The sequence below is a fragment of the Vulcanococcus sp. Clear-D1 genome, from assembly GCF_014654725.1.
Taxonomy (GTDB): domain Bacteria; phylum Cyanobacteriota; class Cyanobacteriia; order PCC-6307; family Cyanobiaceae; genus Vulcanococcus.
This window is the reverse complement of sequence record NZ_JACVZV010000003.1, coordinates 24,608-45,739: the sequence shown is the minus strand read 5'-3', so window position 1 is coordinate 45,739 and position 21,132 is coordinate 24,608. Positions and strand designations below refer to the sequence as shown.

The 21,132-nt window shown below is 65.3% G+C and carries 26 protein-coding genes and 2 tRNA genes; 13 read left to right on the top strand and 15 right to left on the bottom strand.

Going from position 1 to position 21,132, the window contains the following annotated elements; translation table 11 throughout:
• Window positions 1–65 precede the first annotated feature (65 nt).
• Window positions 66–719 (bottom strand): endonuclease III, encoded by a 654-nt coding sequence (gene nth / locus H9532_RS01015; protein ID WP_296364893.1) that lies wholly within the window; start codon window positions 717–719, stop codon window positions 66–68.
• 59 nt (window positions 720–778) lie between these two features.
• On the opposite strand from nth, the gene aroC reads away from it, so the two are divergent.
• Window positions 779–1,867, top strand: coding sequence for a chorismate synthase (gene aroC / locus H9532_RS01010; RefSeq protein ID WP_296364891.1), 1,089 nt, complete (start codon window positions 779–781; stop codon window positions 1,865–1,867).
• Window positions 1,868–1,891: 24 nt separating this feature from the next.
• Here aroC and H9532_RS01005 read toward each other — a convergent pair whose 3' ends face one another.
• The 5 genes from H9532_RS01005 to H9532_RS00985 form a co-directional block, all read right to left on the bottom strand.
• Window positions 1,892–2,533, bottom strand: a complete 642-nt coding sequence (locus H9532_RS01005; protein ID WP_296364889.1) for a hypothetical protein — start codon at window positions 2,531–2,533, stop codon at window positions 1,892–1,894.
• 19 nt (window positions 2,534–2,552) lie between these two features.
• Window positions 2,553–3,164 (bottom strand): bifunctional 4-hydroxy-2-oxoglutarate aldolase/2-dehydro-3-deoxy-phosphogluconate aldolase, encoded by a 612-nt coding sequence (locus tag H9532_RS01000; RefSeq protein ID WP_296364887.1) that lies wholly within the window; start codon window positions 3,162–3,164, stop codon window positions 2,553–2,555.
• A 10-nt stretch (window positions 3,165–3,174) separates the two neighbouring features.
• Window positions 3,175–5,019, bottom strand: a complete 1,845-nt coding sequence (ftsH3, locus tag H9532_RS00995) for an ATP-dependent zinc metalloprotease FtsH3 (protein WP_296364885.1) — start codon at window positions 5,017–5,019, stop codon at window positions 3,175–3,177.
• A gap of 37 nt (window positions 5,020–5,056) precedes the next feature.
• On the bottom strand, window positions 5,057–6,223 hold the full coding sequence (gene sat, locus H9532_RS00990; protein ID WP_296364883.1) for a sulfate adenylyltransferase: 1,167 nt from the start codon (window positions 6,221–6,223) through the stop codon (window positions 5,057–5,059).
• 155 nt (window positions 6,224–6,378) lie between these two features.
• The gene (locus H9532_RS00985) at window positions 6,379–7,200 is read right to left on the bottom strand and encodes a photosystem II manganese-stabilizing polypeptide (protein ID WP_296364881.1); all 822 of its coding nucleotides are present in this window, start codon (window positions 7,198–7,200) and stop codon (window positions 6,379–6,381) included.
• A gap of 139 nt (window positions 7,201–7,339) precedes the next feature.
• Here H9532_RS00985 and H9532_RS00980 point away from each other — a divergent pair, with 139 nt between their 5' ends.
• A complete protein-coding gene (locus H9532_RS00980; RefSeq protein WP_296364879.1) occupies window positions 7,340–7,678 on the top strand; it encodes a hypothetical protein in 339 nt (112 codons plus the stop codon).
• Here the strand turns inward: H9532_RS00980 and coaBC are convergent.
• On the bottom strand, window positions 7,675–8,931 hold the full coding sequence (coaBC, locus tag H9532_RS00975) for a bifunctional phosphopantothenoylcysteine decarboxylase/phosphopantothenate--cysteine ligase CoaBC (protein ID WP_296364877.1): 1,257 nt from the start codon (window positions 8,929–8,931) through the stop codon (window positions 7,675–7,677). The genes H9532_RS00980 and coaBC overlap by 4 nt on opposite strands.
• Entirely contained in the window at window positions 8,921–9,136 is a 216-nt protein-coding gene (locus H9532_RS00970) for a DUF2555 domain-containing protein (protein WP_296364876.1), read from the bottom strand. The genes coaBC and H9532_RS00970 overlap by 11 nt, the downstream gene beginning before the upstream one ends.
• A 78-nt stretch (window positions 9,137–9,214) precedes the next feature.
• On the opposite strand from H9532_RS00970, the gene H9532_RS00965 reads away from it, so the two are divergent.
• From H9532_RS00965 to H9532_RS00950, 4 genes are all read left to right on the top strand, one after another.
• Window positions 9,215–9,287 (top strand) — tRNA-Ala (locus tag H9532_RS00965).
• A 30-nt stretch (window positions 9,288–9,317) separates the two neighbouring features.
• Window positions 9,318–9,479 (top strand): PCP reductase family protein, encoded by a 162-nt coding sequence (locus H9532_RS00960; protein ID WP_296364874.1) that lies wholly within the window; start codon window positions 9,318–9,320, stop codon window positions 9,477–9,479.
• 116 nt (window positions 9,480–9,595) lie between these two features.
• Window positions 9,596–9,793: a hypothetical protein gene (locus H9532_RS00955; protein ID WP_296364872.1), complete on the top strand. Its 198-nt coding sequence runs from the start codon at window positions 9,596–9,598 to the stop codon at window positions 9,791–9,793.
• 7 nt (window positions 9,794–9,800) lie between these two features.
• Window positions 9,801–10,148: a DUF565 domain-containing protein gene (locus tag H9532_RS00950; RefSeq protein WP_296364870.1), complete on the top strand. Its 348-nt coding sequence runs from the start codon at window positions 9,801–9,803 to the stop codon at window positions 10,146–10,148.
• 15 nt (window positions 10,149–10,163) lie between these two features.
• Here H9532_RS00950 and H9532_RS00945 read toward each other — a convergent pair whose 3' ends face one another.
• Window positions 10,164–11,174, bottom strand: a complete 1,011-nt coding sequence (locus tag H9532_RS00945) for an aspartate carbamoyltransferase catalytic subunit (RefSeq protein ID WP_296364868.1) — start codon at window positions 11,172–11,174, stop codon at window positions 10,164–10,166.
• 26 nt (window positions 11,175–11,200) lie between these two features.
• Window positions 11,201–11,827 (bottom strand): DNA-3-methyladenine glycosylase, encoded by a 627-nt coding sequence (locus H9532_RS00940; RefSeq protein ID WP_296364866.1) that lies wholly within the window; start codon window positions 11,825–11,827, stop codon window positions 11,201–11,203.
• Between the two features lie 91 nt (window positions 11,828–11,918).
• Between H9532_RS00940 and H9532_RS00935 the strand changes: the two genes are divergently transcribed.
• Window positions 11,919–12,059 carry a hypothetical protein gene (locus H9532_RS00935; protein ID WP_296364864.1) on the top strand — a complete coding sequence of 47 codons (141 nt, stop codon included), beginning with the start codon at window positions 11,919–11,921 and terminating at the stop codon, window positions 12,057–12,059.
• Between the two features lie 8 nt (window positions 12,060–12,067).
• Here H9532_RS00935 and H9532_RS00930 read toward each other — a convergent pair whose 3' ends face one another.
• Window positions 12,068–12,367: a DUF6679 family protein gene (locus H9532_RS00930; RefSeq protein WP_296364862.1), complete on the bottom strand. Its 300-nt coding sequence runs from the start codon at window positions 12,365–12,367 to the stop codon at window positions 12,068–12,070.
• 69 nt (window positions 12,368–12,436) lie between these two features.
• On the opposite strand from H9532_RS00930, the gene H9532_RS00925 reads away from it, so the two are divergent.
• Window positions 12,437–13,213 (top strand): creatininase family protein, encoded by a 777-nt coding sequence (locus H9532_RS00925; protein ID WP_296364859.1) that lies wholly within the window; start codon window positions 12,437–12,439, stop codon window positions 13,211–13,213.
• Between the two features lie 9 nt (window positions 13,214–13,222).
• A complete protein-coding gene (gene gatC / locus H9532_RS00920; RefSeq protein WP_296364857.1) occupies window positions 13,223–13,516 on the top strand; it encodes an Asp-tRNA(Asn)/Glu-tRNA(Gln) amidotransferase subunit GatC in 294 nt (97 codons plus the stop codon).
• 36 nt (window positions 13,517–13,552) lie between these two features.
• On the opposite strand, the gene crtR is transcribed toward gatC, so the two are convergent.
• Window positions 13,553–14,578 (bottom strand): beta-carotene hydroxylase, encoded by a 1,026-nt coding sequence (gene crtR, locus H9532_RS00915; protein ID WP_296364856.1) that lies wholly within the window; start codon window positions 14,576–14,578, stop codon window positions 13,553–13,555.
• Between the two features lie 60 nt (window positions 14,579–14,638).
• Window positions 14,639–14,720, bottom strand: a tRNA-Leu gene (locus tag H9532_RS00910).
• Window positions 14,721–14,771: 51 nt separating this feature from the next.
• On the opposite strand from H9532_RS00910, the gene H9532_RS00905 reads away from it, so the two are divergent.
• From H9532_RS00905 to H9532_RS00895, 3 genes are read left to right on the top strand one after another with little or no spacing between them, the layout of a single operon-like run.
• The gene (locus H9532_RS00905; RefSeq protein ID WP_296364854.1) at window positions 14,772–15,377 is read left to right on the top strand and encodes a Ycf66 family protein; all 606 of its coding nucleotides are present in this window, start codon (window positions 14,772–14,774) and stop codon (window positions 15,375–15,377) included.
• Between the two features lie 24 nt (window positions 15,378–15,401).
• Window positions 15,402–18,335, top strand: a complete 2,934-nt coding sequence (ileS, locus tag H9532_RS00900) for an isoleucine--tRNA ligase (protein WP_296364852.1) — start codon at window positions 15,402–15,404, stop codon at window positions 18,333–18,335.
• 7 nt (window positions 18,336–18,342) lie between these two features.
• The gene (locus H9532_RS00895; RefSeq protein ID WP_296364849.1) at window positions 18,343–18,828 is read left to right on the top strand and encodes a cupin domain-containing protein; all 486 of its coding nucleotides are present in this window, start codon (window positions 18,343–18,345) and stop codon (window positions 18,826–18,828) included.
• A 4-nt stretch (window positions 18,829–18,832) separates the two neighbouring features.
• On the opposite strand, the gene H9532_RS00890 is transcribed toward H9532_RS00895, so the two are convergent.
• Together H9532_RS00890 and H9532_RS00885 are read right to left on the bottom strand one after the other, a co-directional pair.
• Entirely contained in the window at window positions 18,833–19,141 is a 309-nt protein-coding gene (locus tag H9532_RS00890; RefSeq protein WP_296364846.1) for a hypothetical protein, read from the bottom strand.
• On the bottom strand, window positions 19,131–19,748 hold the full coding sequence (locus H9532_RS00885) for a DUF3177 family protein (protein WP_296364844.1): 618 nt from the start codon (window positions 19,746–19,748) through the stop codon (window positions 19,131–19,133). The genes H9532_RS00890 and H9532_RS00885 overlap by 11 nt, the downstream gene beginning before the upstream one ends.
• Window positions 19,749–19,817: 69 nt before the next feature.
• Here H9532_RS00885 and H9532_RS00880 point away from each other — a divergent pair, with 69 nt between their 5' ends.
• Window positions 19,818–21,131: an FIST N-terminal domain-containing protein gene (locus H9532_RS00880; protein ID WP_296364842.1), complete on the top strand. Its 1,314-nt coding sequence runs from the start codon at window positions 19,818–19,820 to the stop codon at window positions 21,129–21,131.
• Window position 21,132: the final 1 nt, after the last annotated feature.

Below are 21,132 nucleotides of genomic sequence, written 5' to 3'. Positions count from 1 at the left end.
TAGCGGGGGCTTTTTGTTGGGCGGATACCTGGCGCGGCTCGAGACGCCGCTCGGCGATTGGCGATTCAGGCCTTGATCCAGGCCACCGGCTTACGGCGCTTGGGATACAGCTCACGGCAGAGCGGGCAGATCGTGCCATCGCAGCCGCGGGCGGTGCAGAATTCGCGGCCGTAAAAAATGATCTGCAGGTGGAGCTTGTTCCAGGCGTGTTTGGGGAACAGGCGCTTGAGATCTGTTTCGGTACGCATCACGCTCACACCGCTGCTCAGGCCCCAGCGCTGAGCCAAACGATGGATATGTGTATCCACCGGGAAAGCGGGCACGCCAAACGCCTGAGCCATCACCACCGACGCCGTCTTGTGGCCCACACCAGGCAGAGCCTCCAGGGCCTGAAAACTGGCTGGCACCTCACCGTTGTTGCGTTCGAGCAACAACTCCGCAAGGCGTTTCACATTGCGGGCTTTGGTTGTCGCCAGCCCCAGCTGCCGAATGTGGCCCAGGATCGTGGCCTCGGGCAGTGCAGCCATCGCCTGCGGAGTCGGCCCGGCTGCAAACAAAGCTGGCGTGACCTCATTCACCTTCTTATCCGTGCACTGGGCACTGAGCAACACGGCAATCAACAAAGTGAAAGGATCGCTGTGATCGAGCGGCACCGGTGTGGTGGGGTAGTGCTGCTCCAGCCGCTGCAGGATCAAGGCGGCCCGCTCCTCTTTCCTCACCGTCGCGTCAGACTGTTCTCAAGGCCCAGTTTGTAGGCTCGCTGCAGCGCATTCAGCCCATGGGCAGCAGCTTCGGCGATCTCTTCCGCATCAGCACCTTCGGTGAATCCCATGGCGGTGGGGTGGGTGTGATCGTGGATGGCTGCCCGCCGCGGCTGGAACTGGATCTCGAAGCAATTCAGACAGAGCTGGATCGGCGCAAACCTGGTCAGAGCAAGATCACCACACCCCGCAAGGAAGACGACCGCGTTGAGATCCTCAGCGGTCTCCTCGATGGCGTCACCCTTGGCACGCCGATCGCGATGGTGGTGCGCAACAAGGATCAGCGCCCGCAGGACTACAAGGAAATGGAGGTGGCCTTCCGCCCCTCCCATGCCGATGCCACCTATCAGGCGAAATACGGCATCCAGGCCCGCAGTGGCGGCGGGCGCGCCTCAGCCCGCGAAACGATCGGGCGGGTGGCAGCCGGTGCCATCGCCAAACAACTGCTGGCCAAGGCCCATGGCACCGAGGTGATCGCCTGGGTGAAGCGAATTCACACCCTCGAGGCCGCCGTTGATCCAGTCACGGTGCGCCTGGAGGATGTGGAGCGCAACATTGTGCGCTGCCCGGATGCCGCCATGGCGGAGCAGATGATCGAGCGGATTGAGGCAATCGGCCGCGATGGCGATTCCTGCGGCGGCGTGATCGAGTGTGTGGTGCGTCATGCGCCGGTGGGTCTGGGCATGCCGGTGTTCGACAAGCTCGAAGCCGATCTGGCCAAGGCGGTGATGTCGCTCCCGGCCACGAAGGGCTTTGAGATCGGCTCAGGATTTGAGGGCACGCTGCAGAAAGGCAGCGAGCACAACGATGCCTTTCTGCCCACCGGCGATGGATCGCTCCACACCGCCACCAATAACTCCGGTGGCATTCAAGGCGGCATCAGCAACGGCGAACCGATTGTGATCCGGGTGGCGTTCAAGCCCACGGCCACGATTCGCAAAGCCCAGCAAACGATCAACGCCAAGGGCGAGGCCACCACGCTGGAAGCCAAAGGCCGGCACGACCCTTGTGTGCTGCCCCGGGCCGTGCCGATGGTGGAAGCCATGGTGGCGTTGGTGTTGGCTGATCACCTGCTGCGCCAACAAGGCCAGTGCAGCCTGTGGTGATCAGCCGTTCGCGGCAAGCAGCCGTCAGCTCACGCCAGTGAGCTGCGCGACGCCGTTGCTGCTGGCCAGCACCGGCGCTGCTGCACTCAGACGACTCACCGCCTTCGCCATGCGACGTGCCGCAGAGGACCCTGCCGTGCTGCTCGCTGTGGCCTTCGCTTTCGGCGAAGCCTTCACCGCGGTCTTCTTCACCGGATTGCGAGCTGCCTTCGCCGGTTTGGGTTTGGCCTTCGCAGCAGGCTTGGCTGCCGACTTGGCCGCTGACTTCGCGGCGGCTGCTTGAGCGGTTGGCTTAGCGGCAGCACTGCGGCGCGTGGTTTTCGCGGCCGGTTTGACCGGGGCCTTGGCAGCGGACTGCACTCTGGGTGTTGCTCCCCCAGAGCGAGCGCGGTGACTGAGCACCAACGCCCATTCGGCATCGCTGAGGTTCGCGGGCTTGCTGCCGTGGGCATTGGCCAGCTTGGCAGCTTTCTCAATGTCGCTGATCAGATTCTTCCAGGAGGTGGCAAAGCGCTTGTCGGATTGCGATTTGGCGCCGCTCTCCACCAGGGTCTCCACCACGCCAGCGGCTGACACCTTCTTGCGGCGGCGGTTGAAGATCTCCTTTTGGAGCTGAGCGATCAGGGCATCGGCCTTGTCGCTGAGCTTGATCGTGAGCTGAGACATAGAGACAACATCGTCTATCTCAGGGGTAGCACTTTGATCTCAGGCTGACAACAAGTTGGTGCAGCGCCGGATCGAGCCGATCGCCGCTGAATAAGGTGCCGCCCAAAGCGATGGCATCCACACCCGCCGCATACCAGGCGGCGGCATCGGCAACAGCAAGCCCACCGGCCGCGATGCAGAACGGCAACGGCCCCAGCGGCCCCGCCAAGGAACGCCAATAACCAGGCCCCAGGCTCGCCGCTGGATACAGCTTCACCGCCGGCGCTCCCCACTGCACGGCCGTCGCAATCTCCGTAGGACTGAACACGCCCGGCACCAGGGTGATCGCCGCAGCCGAAGCTTGCTCGAGCAGAGCGCGATCGAGGATCGGCGACACCACGTAGCCAAGCCCCGCGGCCAAGGCGGCTTCAAGACCCGCTGCAGAACGCACCGAAGCAGCCCCGAGCCGCAGCTCGGGGAAGTCGCTCACCAACTCGCGCGACATCGCCACCCACGCCGGCGTGGGATCCACAGCCAACTCGGCATGACAAAGGCCCGCCTGGTGCAGCTGCTGGAGCTGCAGGCGAGCCTGTTCAGGGGAATGAGGCCTGAGCACCGCCAGCAAAGGCTGACGGTGCAGGCCACTGATCAAGCCGGAGGGATCAAACGTACTCAGCCACCCGCACGTCGCTGCGGATCAGCAGCTCCTGCAGGTCCTCCGCATCAACGGTCTCGCGCTCCACCAGCATCTCGGCCAGCTCGTCGAGCACGGAGCGATTGCTGTTGAGCACCGCAGTAGCGCGCTTGTAGGCCTCAGCCACCAGTTGGCTCACCTCTTCGTCGATCGCAGCGGCGGTGTCTTCGGAGAAGTCGCGCTCAGCGGCAATGTCGCGGCCAAGGAACATGCCGCCCTGGCTGCGGCCGAGGGCCACGGGGCCGAGGCGATCGCTCATGCCGAAGCGGGTCACCATCTGGCGAGCCACACGGGCCACCTGCTGCAGGTCGTTGGAGGCGCCGGTCGTCACCTCGTCTTCGCCGTAGACGATCTCCTCAGCAACGCGGCCGCCGAGGGCAACAGCCATCTGGTTCTGGAGATAGGCGCGGGAGTAGAGGCCCGATTCCATCCGCTCTTCACTGGGGGTGAAGAAGGTGAGGCCGCCGGCGTTGCCGCGGGGAATGATCGAGATCTTCTGCACCGGGTCGTAGTCGGGCATCAGCGCACCCACCAGGGCGTGGCCAGCCTCGTGATAGGCCACCAAGCGCTTGCGCTTCTCGCTCATCACGCGGTCCTTCTTCTCAGGACCGGCCATCACGCGCTCAATCGCGTCGTTCACCTCATCCATGGAGATTTCGGTGAGCTCGCGGCGCGCAGCAAGGATGGCCGCCTCGTTGAGCAGGTTGGCGAGGTCGGCACCGGTGTAGCCGGGGGTACGGCGAGCGATCTTGTCGAGGTCGACGTCCTTGGCGAGAGTTTTGCCGCGGGCATGCACGCCGAGGATCTGGAGGCGACCGGCGTAGTCGGGGCGATCCACCACCACCTGGCGATCAAAACGACCAGGACGCATCAGCGCCGCATCGAGCACGTCGGGGCGGTTGGTGGCGGCCACGATGATGATGCCGGTGTTGCCCTCAAAGCCGTCCATCTCGGTGAGGAGCTGGTTGAGGGTCTGCTCACGCTCGTCGTTGCCGCCGCCGAGACCGGCTCCGCGTTGACGACCCACCGCATCGATCTCGTCGATGAAGACGATGCAGGGAGCGTTCTTTTTGGCCTGCTCGAACAGGTCGCGCACGCGGCTGGCGCCGACGCCCACGAACATCTCCACAAACTCCGAGCCGGAGATTGAGAAGAAGGGCACACCGGCTTCGCCGGCGACAGCCTTGGCCAGAAGGGTTTTACCGGTACCCGGAGGGCCCACCAGCAGCACACCCTTGGGAATCTTGGCGCCGACAGCGGTGAAGCGATCGGGGTTCTTGAGGAAGTCGACGACTTCGGTGAGCTCAAGCTTGGCGCCCTCGATGCCAGCCACATCACCAAAGGTGACCTGGGTTTGGGGCTCCATCTGCACCCGCGCCTTGCTCTTGCCGAAGTTCATCGCGGGGTTGCCGCCGCCGCCCTGGGCGCGGCGCAACAGGAAGAACAGGCCACCCAGCAGCAGCAAGGGGAAAATCAGTGAGCCGATCGCTTGCTGCCAGGGCTGCGCCTGACGGGAGGGCTCAACGGCGATGTCGACCTTGTGGTCTTCCAGCAGCTTGAGCAGGTCTTTGTCGGGGGCGAGATTCACCACGGCGCGCTGGCCGTTGTTCTCCACCACCTGGGCGGTGCCGCGATCGGGGGCGATCAGCACCCGCGACACCTCGTTGCCCTCAACCGCCTCCACGAAGTCGCTGTAGCGGAGGGTGCGCGGCGCATTGGCCGGATCAGGACGGTCGAGGAAGGCCGTACCCACGGCGATCACCACCACGGCCAGGAGCACGTAGAGGCCTGCATTACGCCAGCGCTTCTTCACTTGGATCTCCGCTGTGATTAAGGAATGTTAACCGCTCTCAGGCGGCGGCCCGCAGAACGTCCACCACGCTACGGAAAGCGAACCACTCCGGGATCTCCTCACCGCTGCGCAGCATCTTGCGGAACTGGGTGCCGCTGAGCTTCTTCACGTGCAGGCCGCGGGCATCGGCGTGTTCAGCCGTTACGTAGCCCTCCTCCTCGGTGTACACAAGGTTGAGCGAGGGCACGGTTTCCATGCCTAGCTCTGGAGCGTTGTCGCGGGCGAAATCCTGGGCTTGGTAGGGACCGTAGAAGTCGTCGCCACTGATCGACGACTTACAGCCCGCCATGTCGCGGCCAATGATGAAGTGGGTGCAGCCGTAGTTCTTGCGGATGATCATGTGCTGCAGCGCCTCACGGGGGCCAGCCATGTGCATCGAGTAGGGCAGGTAGGCCCAGCGGATGCGGGGATTGTTCACCTCAGCAGCCAGGCGCTCATAGGTCTGGAAGCGCACTTCGCCGGAGATGTCGTCGTCCTGGGTGGGACCACAAGTGGGGTGCACCAACACCACGCCCTGATCGCTCACGTTGCTGGCGTCGAGGGCGCGGGTAAACAGCTCGTAGTGAGCGCGGTGGATGGGATTACGGCACTGGAATGCCACCACGTCCTGCCCCTCGGGGAGGGTGGCGCGCACCTCAGCCGGGGTTTTGCAGGGAAACACACGGTTGGGGAGCTCCAGGCCCTGAATGGCACCACCGAGGTAATAGCGACCGCGCTCGGTGGCGATCATCTTCACGGCAGGGTGCTCGAGTGAGGAGGTGCCGTAGCAACCCACGGCCTCGCGGGCCTTGTCGGGTTCCCACTTGCTTTCCACCGTCATCACCGCCAGCTCCTGGCCGCGGTAGGTGAGCAGCAGCTTCTGGCCCACCGCGATGTCGTCGCGCTGGGTGTCCATCACGATCGGCAGACCAAACAGCAGGCCACTGGTGGTGCGGTTGCTCTCCACCACCGACTGGTAATCCTCCTGGTGCATGAAGCCGCGCAGGGGCGAGAAGCCGCCCACCATCAGCAGCTCCACGTCGCAGGCGTTGCGATCGGAGCACTCCACCACGTGATCCACACCGGCCTTGGCCGCGTCGCGCTGCTCGGCCGGAACCCGCAGATCCACCAGGCTGCCGCCATGGGGTGCAATCAGGCCTTTGGAGAAGGCGACGGTGCTCGTCATGGCGGCGGGAGGTCAATCGTTGCGGGCGATTCTCCCAGAGCAAGGCCTCGCCGCCGGCATCCCCCACGCTCCCGCCCGTCCAGGCATGAAAAAAGGGGCCCCTCAAGGCCCCTCGTGATGTCAGAAAGCGATGCAAGATCACGCTGAGGCGTTGATCAGGCCTTCTCCAGGCGGCCATAGAGCTGGCCAGTGATCTTCACGTCGACGGGGTCATGGCTGCCCATGTCGGTATCGGAAGGCTGAATCGCGGTGAACACGCCAGCGAATTCACCGGTGGAGGCATCCACCTTGGTGATGGAGAGGTTCATCTCACCAGTGCCATCGATGTAGCGCTTGGCGTTCTCACGGGCCAGTTCGTCGTCCTGGCCGTTGAGAGCCACCAGACCCTGGGCGTACTGCACACCGGTGGTGAGAGCGCGACCCTTGGGATCCAGGAAGTTGGAGGTGCGGTAGCTGGGCACGCGGTAGGTGCCATTCAGATCGGTGCTGGTGGTGATGGCGGCGCCATCAGCGGTGGCATTCAGCTCCTTGCTGGAGAAGGTGAAGGGCACTTCTTCGCCGCCGGGCAGAAGCACGGTCACGATCTGGAAGTCGATACCGCCCTGCTCCTGGAAGTTGATGCCATTGCCGGTCACCGCCAGATCGCCATACACCTGATCGAGGCTGGTGGTGAAACGGGTGAGGATTTTCGACTCCACAAACTGCGCTTCCTGGCGCTTGTTGGCGGGCTCGCCCTTCACGTACACCTCAGAGGGGTGCATGCAGATCTCACGCAGCTGGTACTTCGTACCCGCATCCAGGCTGATCGAACCACGGGCCGAATCCGGCAGGGTCGGACAGTCGTTGGCCAGACCGGTGTTGTGGATGTCGTCGTAGGTGAGGTTGGCCCGATCAACAGCCTTGGCGCCGCCGCTGCAGGCGGTCACGAGGGTGAGACAGAGCGCCAGCACAAGGGCCAGCAGAGGACGGAAACGCATGGGGAGAAGCCGGTCTGACAGGGGAAAACCTCTGGATGGGGTGCGCCCGCTGCGGATACTACCGGTGCAAAAAGCCCATTCCGCGTACCATGTCGCGGCTCTCAACAACCTGTATGCGAGAGCCGCGGATCCAGACCGAATGAACGACGGCAGCTCCATTGATTCCACCCGCAGCCTTGCGGCAGGCGACTGGGAAGCGCGGCTCAGCGCCGAACTGATGAGCCTCCAGGCCTTGGCGGATGAGGTGGATGGCGAGCCCGAAGCGCTGCTGTTGCTCTTGCGCCGGCTCGAGGAGCTGCACCGCTCCATTCAGGACGGCCCCTTCCGCGCCAGCCTGCCAGCCGACCGCGGCGCCCTGTTCAATCTGCTGCAGGGCATGGAGAAGAGCGGCGGCTGGCCCTACATCCCCAGGCTTCAGCTGCGCACCTTTATGGATCTGCTGCAGAACGGCGACTCCGGCTCGGCCCTCGCCGCCTAGATCAGTCCTCCCAGCGCCGTGAGCAGTCGGTGGGCCAGAGGCAATTTGCCCATCGGCTCCAGACGTTCCACCGCCGCACCCGGCCCGAGCAGCCAGCCCTGATTGGTGGCACTGCCAAAGCCGGCATCAGCCTGATCGATCGGATTAGCAAACAAAAGATCGCAACCCTTGCGGGCCAATTTGGCCTGCGCTTGGGGCACCACATCGCCGCTTTGGGCAGCAAAACCGAGGATGCGCTGGCCCGCTGGCCTGCGGCCCACCAACTCCACCAACAGATCGGGAACAGGCTCCCAAGCCGCGGCCATGGCCGCCGCAACCGCGGCCTTCTCCGGTTTGTGACTGAGGGTGACGGCAGGGCGATGATCCGCCACAGCCGCAGCCATGGCGATGGCATCCATCTGCGGCTGCAGATGCTGCAACAGCTGCTGCAGCTCAGCTCCCGTATCAATCGGATGCCGGTTGAGGCCCTCCAGCCAGGAGGGATCGAGCTGCAGCGGCCCGTGTACCAGATCCACCTGCGCGCCACGCAAGCGTGCCGCCTGAGCCAGCAACACCCCCATCCGACCTGTGCTGGGATTGCTGATGCAGCGGGCTGGATCGAGCCATTCCCGGGTGGGCCCGGCGCTCACCAGCAAACGGCGACCATGCCAATCGCGCCGCCAACCCCAGCTGGCGAGGCTTTCCAGCGCCAACAGCAACAGCTCAGGATCCGGCATCCGCCCCGACCCCTGGCGATCACAGGCCAGTAATCCCTCAGCCGGACCCAAAGGCAACACCCGCTCAAAGCCCTGCAACTGATCCCAGTTGGCGCGCACACCCGGCGCGCTCCACATCGCCGTGTTCATCGCGGCGGCAGCCAGCACCGGCGCCTCGGTGGCCAGCAGCGTGGAAGCCAGCAGCGTGTCGCCCAGACCATGCACCCATCGCCCCAAGGTGGTGGCACTCAGCGGCGCCACAAGCAGCAGTTCCGCCCATTCAGCCAACTCCACATGCAGCGGGCGCGGAGCTGCATGGCTCCATTGGTCGGCGTCGAGATAGCAGCGCTCGCGGCTGAGACTGGCCAGCGCCACTGGGCTCACCAGTTGGGCAGCACTGGGTGTGAGCACACAACGCACCTGCGCGCCGCGCTTGGCCAGAGCGCTCACCAGCAGCGGCAGCTTCACCGCCGCAATGCTGCCGCTGATGCCCACCAGGATGCGCCTTCCCGCCAGTGGATCCAAGGCAGCGGCCAGCGCCGGCTGCTCAGTCTTCATCGAAGGGTTCCTGATCCACCAGATGCACGTAGGGCCGCGCCAGCTCAGGGCGATGAATCGCCACGGCGCGCAGCAGGTGCCAGTCCTGCAGCCCAGCGAAGGGGCTGGGGTAGTCGTCCTCCTCAAGACGCCGAGCCAGCGCCGCCACCGCCTCCTCATCAAGGGAGGCAAGCAGCTCGGGCGTGATGGCAGCGGGCTGGGTCATGGGGGGAGGGGAACAGGGCGGCAACGCCACCAGCAAAGACTGATAAGTTCTCGCCACAGCCCTCAGCAGGGGTCTGCAGGGGAATTAGCTCAGCTGGTAGAGCGCTGCGATCGCACCGCAGAGGTCAGGGGTTCGAGTCCCCTATTCTCCATCCACCCCAAGAGGCCAGGCAGCGGCAGCGATGAACTGGAGCCCTGACGCTGAAGCCAAGCTCAAGGAGATTCCGTTTTTTGTGCGCCCGGCTGTGCGCAAGCGCATCGAGGCTCTGGCTGGGGAGGCCGGCCGCGAATCGATCGATCTAGCCTTTTATGAAGAGGCCAAAGCGCAATTCGGCCAGAAATAAGGCTTGGCGGGCAGCCGCCGGATCACTGTGAGATTCGAGGGGCTGACCATGGCCCAGTCTCTGCTAGAGGGGCGATGCGGTAAAAGGGACAGATCAGTCCGTCCCCGGTCGAACGCATGTCGCAGTCGAAGCGCGAGCAGGTCGTGAGCCATCTGCGCTACATCCGCCAGGAACTGCGCGAGATGCACCAGGGTGTGATGGACGACGGCCTGCTGCCGGAAGCCGGTGAGGTACGCGGTGTGATGGCCCAGATGGAAGCCCTGCTCGAGCTGCTGGAAGGCAAGGGCTCCCGCAAGAAGGATTCCGACGGCTGAGCGCTGATTGAGCAGCTCCCGCCCACTGCAGCGCACCCGGCTCCAGCAGAGCCTTGGTGGGGCCTGGCCCAGGCTTGAGCAATGGGCCCGGAATCCCTGGCGGCGGCTTTCACTGCTGCTGATCGTGCTGCTGAGCACGTTTTTCATCGGCAACGCGGTGAGCACTCTCATTGGCGCGCGGGCGTTCCTTGATCCACCGGCGGCACTGATCTGCGTGGTGCTGATCGAAGTTGCTGTTCGGGCCCGCAAACCGCTGCTACGCCTCCCTGGCGACAGGTTGGGCCTGCAACTGCTCGACATGACCCGCATCGGTTTCTGCTATGGGCTCTTGCTTGAGGGCTTCAAGTTGCTCTGAAGGCCAGGGAGCCCCTCAACTTGCCGCCATCAGATAGAGCAGGGCCATGCGCACGGCGATGCCGTTGGTGACCTGCTGTTCCACCAGCGAACACTGCAGATCGTCGAGCAATGCTCCGCTCATCTCCACGCCGCGGTTCACCGGGCCTGGATGCAGCACAGGCACCCCAGGCGCGCACACCTGTAAGCGCTCATGGGTGAGCCCATAGGCCCGGTGGTAGCTCTCCAGGCTGGTGAGCAGGTTCTGATTCATGCGCTCCTGCTGCAACCGCAGCGTCATCACCGCATCGGCACCATCGAGTGCGCGAGCCAGGTCGCGCTCCACGCGGATCGCCGATCGCTTCACCACAGGGTCCACCGCCTGCCCAGGGGGTGGTGCCGCCACGAAGTGCGCAAAGGCATCGGGCAACAGGGTGGGCGGCCCGCAGAGCACCACCTCCGCCCCGCAGGCCGTGAGCGCCCAGAGGTTGGAGCGGGCCACGCGGGAATGAAGGATGTCACCCACGATCGCAATGCGCCGGCCACGCAAAGCCTCGGGCGTGGGGGCCTCTGGAGAGAAGTGGCGCGCCAGGGTGAACAGATCCAGCAGGCCCTGGCTGGGATGGCTGTGAAGACCATCTCCGCCATTGAGCACAGCCACCCGATCACCGCTGGCATCGAGATCGCGGGCCAATGCAGCGGGCACGCCGGTGCAGCGGTGACGCACCACCAGCAGATCGGCGCCCATGGCCACGTACGTGCGCACTGTGTCGAGCAGGCTTTCGCCTTTGCTCAGTGAGCTCGACGACGGCGAGAAGCTCTGCACATCAGCCGACAACCGCTTGGCCGCCAGCTCAAAGCTGCTTCGAGTGCGGGTGCTGGGCTCAAAAAACAGGGTGGTGACCAGGCGGCCCTGCAGCGCCGGCAGCTTGCGGGCGCCGGAGGTCGGCATCACGCGGAAGCGCTGCGCCAGCTCCAGAACCGTGGCGTAATCCTCGAGCGAGAAGGCCGCCAGATCCAACACATGGCGGTGGGTCCAGTCGCTCAAGGTGGGCTGCGAGAGACAGCTTCAGGCTAGAAGCCCATTGGCAACGCGGCCACGCCAAGAGCGTCGGCCCTGGCTGGCGTGCGATCCCCCCGCGCCCGCTTGCTCACGCTGCGGCTGGCGCGCAGATACCAGCGCCATGGCAGATCCTGCCCCTGGCTGATGCCGATGCGCGTGGTCTGCACCAGATCGCTGGGCTCAAGGGCCGTCCATCCCGGAGGCCTGGCGGCCAGCCACAAACCTGCCTCCGGGTCCGCAGGCTGAGCATCGTGCTGGCGATCAATCCCGAACCGCCGCGCCAGCAACGCGGGCCCGGCCGCCACCCGCTCCGGTTCGTGGGGCAGAGCTACACCCCGCAGCAACACACCGTTGGCCCAATCCGCCCGATGCGTCACCACATTCACGCAGTGGTGAATGCCATAGCTCACATACACATAGAAACGCCCTGGCTCACCAAATAGCGTTTCGTTGCTGGGGGTGCGGCGGCGATAGCCGTGGCAGGCGGGGTCGTCTTGGGAATACGCCTCCGTTTCCACAATCGCGCCCCAAAGGAGGTCGCCATCGGGTTGGCGTTTCACCAGCAGGCAGCCGATCAGGTCGGGGGCAACCTGCTCGGCGGGGCGGGCGAAGAAGGCTTGGGGCAGGGGCGCCGGCAACCACGCTGTGCGCTTTGGATCACAGCCCGACACAACCACTCCCCAGGGAGGTTGAACTCCAGCAGACTGACCAGATCACGGCAACGGATCGATGGATCACAGCTCCGGCTTCACCCTCGCCACCGTGCTGATCGGCGGCAGTGGGCTGTTCGTGCTTGCCACGCTGTTCTTTGGCACCAAGGGCGGCTACTACGACACCGATCAGTACGACGGGAACGGCACCGCCCACTGAGCCCAGTCTCAGCCCTGGCTGGGCAGCTGTTCAGACTCAGGGCAGTCGCCGGTGACCTCAAGATCTTCTGGCAGGGCGGAGCGGCTGAAGTAGGCCAGCCGCGTGCTGACCGCACCAATGGAATCGAGGCGCACACACTCCTCCCAGCTGTGGAGTTCGTCGTCATCTTCCGCGTCATAGCGGAGGGTAACGAGGTCGCCCTCGAGTTCCACAACGAGCGCTTCTTCAATCCAGCGCTGCTGATCGCGCAGAAACACCCAGATTGGCCGTTGCTCGCACTGGAAGCGGTAGAGCTTGCGCTGCAGCATGGGGTGCCCTCAGGAACCACCTGAGCTCGATCCTAGGGATACTGAGCCAATCTGAGCTGATCTGCCGTCGTGGTTGCCACCAGTGCTGAGGAGATCCGGCTGCAGCTGCGCAGCTGGCCGGAGGTGGAGGCCTATCTGCAGCGCTGCAAAGGCGTGATCGTGCCACTGGGCTCCACCGAGCAGCACGGGCCCACGGGAGCCATCGGCACCGATGCCCTCACCGCCGAAGCTGTGGCCCTGGAAGTGGGGCGCCGCAGTGGTGTGCTCGTCACCCCCGCCCAGGCCTTCGGCATGGCCGAACACCACCTGGGGTTTGCCGGCACGATGAGCCTCCAGCCCTCCACGCTGCTGGCGGTGATGCACGATCTGGTGCTCTCCTTGGCCCGCCATGGCTTCGAGCGCATCTATGTGATCAACGGGCATGGCGGCAACATCGCCACCACCAAGGCCGCCTTCGCCCAGGCCTACGGCACCGCCGCCAGCCGCGGCCTGACCAGCGCCGCCAACTTGCGCTGCAAGCTGGCCAACTGGTTCATGGCCCCTGAAGCGATGGGCCTGGCCAAGGATCTCTACGGCGACCGCGAAGGCCACCACGCCACCCCCAGCGAGATCGCGATCACCCTGGCGCTGGAGCCCAGCTTGCAAGCCAAGCAGAAACCCCTGCCGGAGGCGGCACCCGCAGGCCCCATCCACGGCCCCGACGACTTCCGCCGCCGCCATCCCGATGGGCGGATGGGCTCCGACCCATCGCTTGCCACCGCCGAGCAAGGCCATCGCTTCCTGGATGTGGCCGCTACGGCCCTCGCCGCCGATCTACAACGCTTCCTTGAAGAGCCCTCCAGCTAGGTTCTGCCCATGAGCAACATCAGCGCCGACGACGTCCGCAAGGTGGCCAAGCTGGCCCGCCTCGAGCTGCCCGAGGAGAAGATCGCCACCTACACCACCCAACTGGAGCGGATCCTCGACTACGTGGATCACCTCCAGGCCGTGGATACCGAAGGGGTTCCCCCCACCACCCGCGCCGTGGAAGTGGTGAACGTGACCCGCGACGACATGGTGGTGCCGACTGAGGTGCGCGAACAGCTCCTCGATGAAGCACCCCAGCGTGAGGGTGATTTCTTCCGCGTGCCGAAGATCCTGGCCGACTGATCCGCCAGCCAAGCCGAAGCCTGACGCCGCCTCGCCTCAGCGCTTCGGTGAAACAGCGGTGCGGTGCAGGAGCGCCACCACATGGCGCCGCGCCTTGAAGCTCGGAAGCAGACCAGCGATCGGCCTGAGTTTGCTGCGGCGGCGCTTGTGGCTTCGCACGCCCAGGAGGATGTCGTAGATGAAATTGGTGAAATCGGCCTTGCTTTCGAACAAGCCCAGCCGCTGAGGCGAACCTTTGGCATCCAGGATCGGCTTGGTTGCCTCATAGGCAGGCTTGTATTCAAACCAGGGAATCGAAGGCCAGAGGTGATGAACGAGGTGATAGTTCTGGCCCATGATCAACCAATTCATCAACCTGCCGGGGTAAATCCGGGCGTTGTGCCAACGGTTGCGTGAGAGGAAGGGACGGTGGGGCAGGTAATCAAAGAACAGGCCCAGAGTGACCCCCACCATCAGAGCAGGCGCAAACCAGCAGTTGAAGATGAAATCAATGAAGCCATATTTGATACCGGCAAACACGATCGCGAAGAAGATGCCGCGGCCCAGCCCCCACTCGAGCAGCTCGTAGCGGCGCCAGAGGCGGCGCTGGAAGAAGAAATACTCGTGATAGAAGAAACGCGGAGCAATCAGCCACAGCGGCCCGAAGGTGCTCACGATGTGATCCGGATCGTTCTTCGGATCGTTCACATGCGCGTGGTGCTGCAGGTGCACCCGCGTGAACACTGGGAAGCTGAAGCCGAGGAGCAGCGCGGCGCCGTGCCCCATGAAGGCATTCCAGAAGCGATTGGGATGGGCCGCGTTATGGCAAGCGTCATGAATCACCGTGCCCTCAAGGTGGAGGGCCAGAAAACCGGTGGTCAGCAGCGGCAACAACGGCCACTGCCAGGCAAACCATCCGGCAATCGTGATCCCAGCCAACACATACCCGCCCAGGAACAGAGCCACCGTGGGATTCCAGGCCGATGGGGGGTCAAGAAACTCCCGCGGCACTGCGCTCACCGATGCGCGCAGCTCCCGAGGCCCCCCCTCCATCTCCGGTGACTGAACCAGAGCTTGCGTCATTCCCTGGGCTGCACCGGCCAACGTTCAGGCCACCTTAGGAAGTTGAGGCCTTCACCCCGATGCCCACCGGGGGACTTGAACCCCCACAGCCGAAGCCACTGGAACCTAAACCCAGCGCGTCTACCAATTCCGCCAGGTGGGCATGGCGCGACTGTACGGATGCACCGAGAATGCGGTCAATCTCAACCCAGCCATGGTTGCCAGCCTCAGCGGAACGCTTGCCCTGGTGGTCGGCCTGGCCGTGCTGTTGCTGCCCTTGCTGGCAAGCGAGCTCTCGCGCCCCCGCGATGCCATGTGGGGTGCGGTGGTGCTGCTGCTGGGGCTCACCCTGGTCACCAGCGCCGACCGGCTCACCGGCTCACCCATGCTCGCCGTGCTGTGTGGTGGCCTGCTGATCGGCCGCCTTGGCCTTGAGGTGCTGCAGCTGCGCTGGAGGGCACTCACCAGCGAGGAGCAGCAACGCCTGCTCTCGCTGGAGCGCTGGCAAACGAGCCTGAGCGAACTCCTGGAGAGCGTGGCCCGGGGCATCGCCGCGGTGAGCGCCGCTTCAGGCACGGTACTGGCCGCGCTCCAGCGCGGTGGCGGCAGGAAGGGCAGCAGTGGCAAACGCTGGGTGCGCTCAGACGATGGCGCGTCCAGCGGGGAGCCTGCTCGAAAGCCCAGTCAGCCCGATGAGGCCGCAGCCTCCACACCTGAGCGCACAGCTGAAGTCACGCCCATAGCTCAAGCAACGCCAGTGGTGCGCTCCTTCGCCGAAATCGATCAGCTGCTCCAAGCCGCCGTCAGCCAAGCGGGATAATCGGCCCTTGCTGCCCCAGGCGCCGTGACCGCCAGCTCTGCGCCCGCGACCTCCTACAAAGACACCCTCAACCTGCTGCAGACGCCCTTCTCGATGCGGGCGAACGCGAAGGTGCGGGAACCGGAGATCCAGGCGTTCTGGGCGGAACTGCAGCTTTATGAGCGCCTGAGCCAGCAGAACCCAGGCGAAAGCTTCACCCTCCACGACGGCCCGCCCTATGCCAACGGGGCCCTGCATGTGGGGCACGCCCTCAACAAGATCCTCAAAGACATCATCAATAAAACGGCCCTGCTGCAGGGCAAGCGGGCGCGGTTCATCCCTGGCTGGGACTGCCACGGCCTGCCGATCGAGCTGAAGGTGCTCCAAGGCCTCAAGAGCAGCGAGCGGGCCGAGCTCACCCCGGTGAGCCTGCGCCAGAAGGCCCATGCCTATGCCCTGGAGCAGGTGGAAGGCCAGAAGGCCGGCTTCCGCCGTTGGGGCATCTGGGCCGATTGGGATCAGCCCTACCTCACCCTGCAGAAGGGCTACGAAGCGGCCCAGATCGGCGTGTTCGGGGCGATGGTGCTGGCGGGGCACATCTACCGGGGCCTCAAGCCCGTGCACTGGAGCCCCAGCTCCCGCACCGCCCTGGCCGAAGCCGAACTCGAATACCCCGACGGCCACACCTCCCCGAGCGTGTATGCCGCCTTCCCGGCTGTGCAGCTGCCGGCGGCCCTGGCCGAGCAACTGAGCGCCGCTGGCCTCAGCGCCGATGCAGCCACCGCCACCGGCGGCCTGGCCGTGGCCATCTGGACCACCACCCCCTGGACCCTGCCGGCCAACCTGGCGGTGTCGGTGAATGAACGGCTCGACTACGCCATCTGCGCCGTGACACCTCACGGCGACAACGCCGCTCCTGCCGTGAGCCATCTGGTGGTGGCCGCTGAGCTGCGCGAAAGCCTGGAAACCAGCCTGGGCCTTGCGCTCACGCCACTGCTGAGCGTGAAAGGCGCCGCGCTCGAGGGGATCGTCTACCGCCATCCGCTGCTGGAGCGCACAAGCCAGGTGGTGATCGGCGGCGATTACATCACCACCGAAGCCGGCACCGGCCTGGTGCACACCGCCCCCGGCCACGGCGTAGACGACTTCAACACCGGCAAGAAATACGGCCTGCCCGTGCTCTGCCCGGTGGATGAGGCCGGCAACCTCACCGCCGAAGCCGGCCCCTTCGCCGGCACCAACGTGCTCAAGGACGCCAACCCCACTATCCTCGAAGCCCTAGAGGGCACGGGCCTCCTGCTCAAGCAGGAGCGCTACGAGCACCGCTACCCCTACGACTGGCGCACCAAGAAACCCACGATCTTCCGCGCCACCGAACAGTGGTTCGCCTCCGTGGAAGGCTTCCGCGCCGCAGCCCTGGAGGCCATCGCCCAGGTGGACTGGCTGCCCGCCAGCGGCCGCAACCGCATCGAGGCGATGGTGAGCGAGCGGGGCGACTGGTGCATCAGCCGCCAGCGCACCTGGGGCGTGCCGATCCCTGTGTTTTATCACCGTGAAACCGGTGAGGTGCTGCTCAACCAGGCCACCCTCGATCACATCCAGGCCCTGATCGCCGAGCACGGTGCCGACGTGTGGTGGGAGCGTGATGAAGCCGGCCTGCTGCCGGCTCCCTATGCCGCCGATGCAGCGCAATGGCGCAAGGGCACCGACACCATGGACGTGTGGTTTGACTCCGGCTCCTCCTGGGCCGGCGTGCTGGGCGGCATCACGGGCGGCGAGAGCCGTGCCCCCGAACTTCACTACCCCGCCGATCTGTATCTCGAGGGCAGCGATCAGCACCGCGGCTGGTTCCAGAGCAGCCTGCTCACCTCCGTGGCCGTCAATGGCCATGCCCCCTACAAACGGGTGCTCACCCACGGCTTCACCCTCGATGAGAAGGGCCGCAAGATGAGCAAATCCCTTGGCAACGTGGTGGATCCCGCAGTGCTGGTGGAAGGCGGCAAGAACGAAAAACAGGAGCCGGCCTACGGCGCCGATGTGCTGCGCCTGTGGGTGAGCTCCGTCGACTACTCCGCCGATGTGCCCCTGGGCCCGGGCATCGTGAAGCAGCTGGCGGACGTCTACCGCAAGGTGCGCAACACGGCGCGCTACCTGCTGGGCAACCTGCACGATTTCAATCCATCCAGCGATGCTGTTCCCTACGCGGAGTTGCCGCTGCTGGATCAATGGATGCTGCAGCGCACCGCCGCCCTGATCGACAGCGTGACGGGAGACTTCGAGCGCTTCGAGTTCTACCGCTTCTTCCAGGCGCTGCAGAACTTCTGCGTGGTGGATCTCTCCAACGTCTACCTCGACATCGCCAAGGATCGTCTCTACGTGAGCGGTGCGGCTGACTTCCGCCGCCGCAGCTGCCAAACCGTGCTGGCCCTGGTGGTGGAGCGGCTAGCGGGCCTGATCGCCCCGGTGCTCTGCCACATGGCGGAAGACATCTGGCAGAACCTGCCCTACGCCGTGGCAGAGCGCTCGGTGTTTGAGCGGGGTTGGCCAACCGCACCAGCTGAGTGGCGCAGCGCTGAGCTGGAAGCACCGATGGCTCGGATCCTGGAGCTCCGCGCCCTGGTGAATCGCCAACTCGAGAGCTGCCGCAGCGGCGGCCAACTCGGCGCTTCCCTGGAAGCCCAGGTGCAGCTCGAACTCGGCGAAGGGTCCGAGGCCACCGCCGCAGCGCTCGAGTGGCTGGAGAGCTCCGCCCACCCCAGCGTCGACAACCTGGCCGACTGGCTGCTGGTATCGGCGCTGCAGCAAGGGGGCTCAGCTCCGGCGAACGTGCTGGCCGAAGCCAGCGAAGGCGGCCTGCAGGTGCGCATCGCCAAGGCCGCCGGTGAGAAATGCGAGCGCTGCTGGCACTACGAAACCGACATCGGCCAGCACAGCGAACACCCCAGCCTCTGCGGCCGATGCGTAGCCGTTCTGAGTTGATCAGCGCATGCACCTGATCGAGCGGTTGCAGCTCTCCCCGCATCCGGAGGGTGGCCACTTCCGCGAAACCTACCGGGCCAGCCAAACGGTGCAGACACCACGCGGCCCCCGGCCGGCCAGCACGGCCATCCTGTTTCTGCTGCGCGCAGGCGAGCGCTCCCACTGGCATCGGCTCCATTCCGACGAGGCCTGGCATTTCCATGCCGGTGGCGGGCTTCTCGTGCATGAGATCAGCCCGAGCGGCCTTACCCAGACCACGCCGCTGGGGATTGAGATCAGCCGCGGAGAACACCCCCAACACGTGGTGCCAGCCGGCCACTGGTTTGCCGCTGAACCCGCCAGAGGCAGTGCCTGGAGCCTGGTGAGCTGCACCGTGGCTCCCGGCTTCGACTTTGCCGATTTCGAGCTGGCAGACGCCAATCAGCTGGCTGCGCACGATGCCGCACTCACCCAGCTCTGCGGCGACTGGCGCCAGTTCTGCAGCCAGCACTGAAGGCTCAACCCCAGCGATCGGGCTCCAGCAACAGCTCAGGATCCATCGGGCCAGCCACACGCTGTTCAGCTGCCGGGTTGAGAGGCCCCTGCAACAGCTCAGCCCTCATCAGGCGAGCCGATTCAGGCAGAGCGGGTTGATCGGGATCAAAGGCGGTTGGATGGCTGACGCTGCTGGAGAAACCTCGGAAGATCAGCAGTTCAAAGGGTTCAATCCCGCCGCCATCGCCCGGCAGCTCACCGGTGAGCCGCAACACACGGTCGGGGCGGCTGCGGCTGAGCTCCTCCAACTGCGCCAGCAATTCAGAAACCACCGGCCACTCGCCCCTGCTTCGGCAGCCTCACCAGCAACCACTGCAACGCACCCACCCCGTAGGCCACCAGGGCCACGTAGCCCACAAAGGCCGCGATCGTTCCGGTCCAGCTGCCGCCAAACACGAAGTTGAAAAAGCTGGCCACACCACCATGCAGATCATCCGGGGCCTCCAGCCACACCCGGCACACCGGGCGGGTGACACCGCCGCGCACGCAATCCAGGGCGCGTGCACTGAGCAGAGCCCCCAGCACCCCAAACACACTCAAGCCCCAGCGCCAGGAGCGCACCGCAAACGGCAACGGCCGCCAAGGGGGCAGATCATCCAGCTCCTCGTTGAGATCCACCCAGAACCACACGCTGAGCACCACCAGCAACTGGGCCAGAAACGCCAGCAGATAGCCGAGGGGCTTGTTATCGGTGAGCAGCAGCACCGTGATCAACAGCAAGCTGGCCACCTTCCAATAGATGCCCATCAAGCGCACCAGAGCCTGCTCACGCTTCCAGGCCGCCCACACCAACAGCACCAGCGGCAGCCCCACCGCAAACACCGCAGCCAGGCGATAGTCCAGCCAGACAAGAGTGCGGTAGAGCAGCAGGTCTGGCACGCAGAGGGGGGCGGCAAGCCCTCATTATCCCGAGCCTGACGCTGCAGCCAGCAGCAGTAGGGTCCAGCCATGGCTCGGACGTTTCGCCTCCCCCATTCGCTGCAGTCCAGGATCGGCCCGCTGTTGCGACGCCGAAGCCGCCGGCAGGCCCGCTGCTGCACAGCTCTGAGCAATCAACCCGCCCTGGAAGCGGCGGTAGCTGACCTGAGCCGGCAGCTGCGCGCAGGTGGACAGAGCGGCAGCGCGGATCTGGCGCTGGTGTTCTGCTCCACCGCCTACGCCACCGATCTGCAACGCCTGCTGCCGCTCCTGCGCGAGGCCATTCCCAGCCGCCATTGGATCGGCTGTGCCGGTGGTGGAGTGGTGGGCACCGATGCCCAGGGTCAACCCCATGAACTGGAGCATCAGCCCGGCATCAGCGTCAGCCTGTTGCAGCTACCGGGATCCGAGCTGCAGCTGTTTCATCTCGAGGCCGGCGGCCTGCCGGATCTCGATGGCCCCAGCCAACAATGGATCGACTGGGTGGGGGCTCAGCCCGACGAAGCCCATTCGATGCTGCTGTTCATCGATCCGGGCTGCCCGGCAATCAACGACCTGATCAGCGGCCTCGATTACGCCTATCCCCAGGCGGCCAAGGTGGGCGGCATTGCGGGCCAGCACAACGCCAGCCACGGCTCCCTGCTGCTCGACGACCAGGTTGTGGAAGGCGCTGTGGGCTGCCTGATCAGCGGTGCCTGGCGGATCGATCCTGTGGTGGCCCAGGGCTGCCGCCCGATTGGCCCGGTGTTTGAGGTGGAGAAGGCCGAGCGCAATGTGGTGCAACGGCTCAGCGATGGCGATCACCAGGGCACCCCTGTGGCCTGCCTGCAGGCAATCCTCGAGCAGCTCAATCCCGAGGAGCGGGAGCTGGTGCGCCATTCTTTATTTCTTGGCGTGGCCAAGAGCAGCTTTCAGCTGAGCAGCAGCGACACCCCCGATGACGCCGCCTTTCTGGTGCGCAATCTGATCGGCGTCGATCCCCGCACCGGCTCGGTGGCCGTCGGTGAGCGGCTGCGCGTGGGCCAGCGGGTGCAATTCCAGCTGCGCGATGCCAACGCCTCCCGCCAGGAGCAGCGGCAGCTGCTCAGCAGCCAACGCCGCCGGCAGCCGGAGCCGCTCGCCGCTCTGCTGTTTGCCTGCCTGGGGCGCGGTGAGGGGCTGTACGGCCAACCCGATGGCGATGTGAGCGCCTGCCGCGAGCAGTTTGATCATGTGCCGGTAGCCGGGGCGTTCTGCAACGGTGAGATCGGCCCGGTGGCTGGCGCCACCCACCTGCACGGCTACACCGCGAGCTGGGGCTTCCTCGTGCCCAACCATCCCCCCGCCGACAGCCCTGCCTCCTGAG

What these genes read in the sequence shown, in the direction of transcription:
- aroC (WP_296364891.1), top strand. Translation starts at nt 779, where the DNA reads ATGGGCAGCAGCTTCGGCGATCTCTTCCGCATCAGCACCTTCGGTGAA.
- H9532_RS01005 (WP_296364889.1), bottom strand. Translation starts at nt 2,533, where the DNA reads ATGTCTCAGCTCACGATCAAGCTCAGCGACAAGGCCGATGCCCTGATC.
- sat (WP_296364883.1), bottom strand. Translation starts at nt 6,223, where the DNA reads ATGACGAGCACCGTCGCCTTCTCCAAAGGCCTGATTGCACCCCATGGC.
- H9532_RS00985 (WP_296364881.1), bottom strand. Translation starts at nt 7,200, where the DNA reads ATGCGTTTCCGTCCTCTGCTGGCCCTTGTGCTGGCGCTCTGTCTCACC.
- H9532_RS00980 (WP_296364879.1), top strand. Translation starts at nt 7,340, where the DNA reads ATGAACGACGGCAGCTCCATTGATTCCACCCGCAGCCTTGCGGCAGGC.
- coaBC (WP_296364877.1), bottom strand. Translation starts at nt 8,931, where the DNA reads ATGAAGACTGAGCAGCCGGCGCTGGCCGCTGCCTTGGATCCACTGGCG.
- H9532_RS00970 (WP_296364876.1), bottom strand. Translation starts at nt 9,136, where the DNA reads ATGACCCAGCCCGCTGCCATCACGCCCGAGCTGCTTGCCTCCCTTGAT.
- H9532_RS00960 (WP_296364874.1), top strand. Translation starts at nt 9,318, where the DNA reads ATGAACTGGAGCCCTGACGCTGAAGCCAAGCTCAAGGAGATTCCGTTT.
- H9532_RS00955 (WP_296364872.1), top strand. Translation starts at nt 9,596, where the DNA reads ATGTCGCAGTCGAAGCGCGAGCAGGTCGTGAGCCATCTGCGCTACATC.
- H9532_RS00935 (WP_296364864.1), top strand. Translation starts at nt 11,919, where the DNA reads ATGGATCACAGCTCCGGCTTCACCCTCGCCACCGTGCTGATCGGCGGC.
- H9532_RS00930 (WP_296364862.1), bottom strand. Translation starts at nt 12,367, where the DNA reads ATGCTGCAGCGCAAGCTCTACCGCTTCCAGTGCGAGCAACGGCCAATC.
- gatC (WP_296364857.1), top strand. Translation starts at nt 13,223, where the DNA reads ATGAGCAACATCAGCGCCGACGACGTCCGCAAGGTGGCCAAGCTGGCC.
- crtR (WP_296364856.1), bottom strand. Translation starts at nt 14,578, where the DNA reads ATGACGCAAGCTCTGGTTCAGTCACCGGAGATGGAGGGGGGGCCTCGG.
- H9532_RS00905 (WP_296364854.1), top strand. Translation starts at nt 14,772, where the DNA reads ATGGTTGCCAGCCTCAGCGGAACGCTTGCCCTGGTGGTCGGCCTGGCC.
- H9532_RS00895 (WP_296364849.1), top strand. Translation starts at nt 18,343, where the DNA reads ATGCACCTGATCGAGCGGTTGCAGCTCTCCCCGCATCCGGAGGGTGGC.
- H9532_RS00880 (WP_296364842.1), top strand. Translation starts at nt 19,818, where the DNA reads ATGGCTCGGACGTTTCGCCTCCCCCATTCGCTGCAGTCCAGGATCGGC.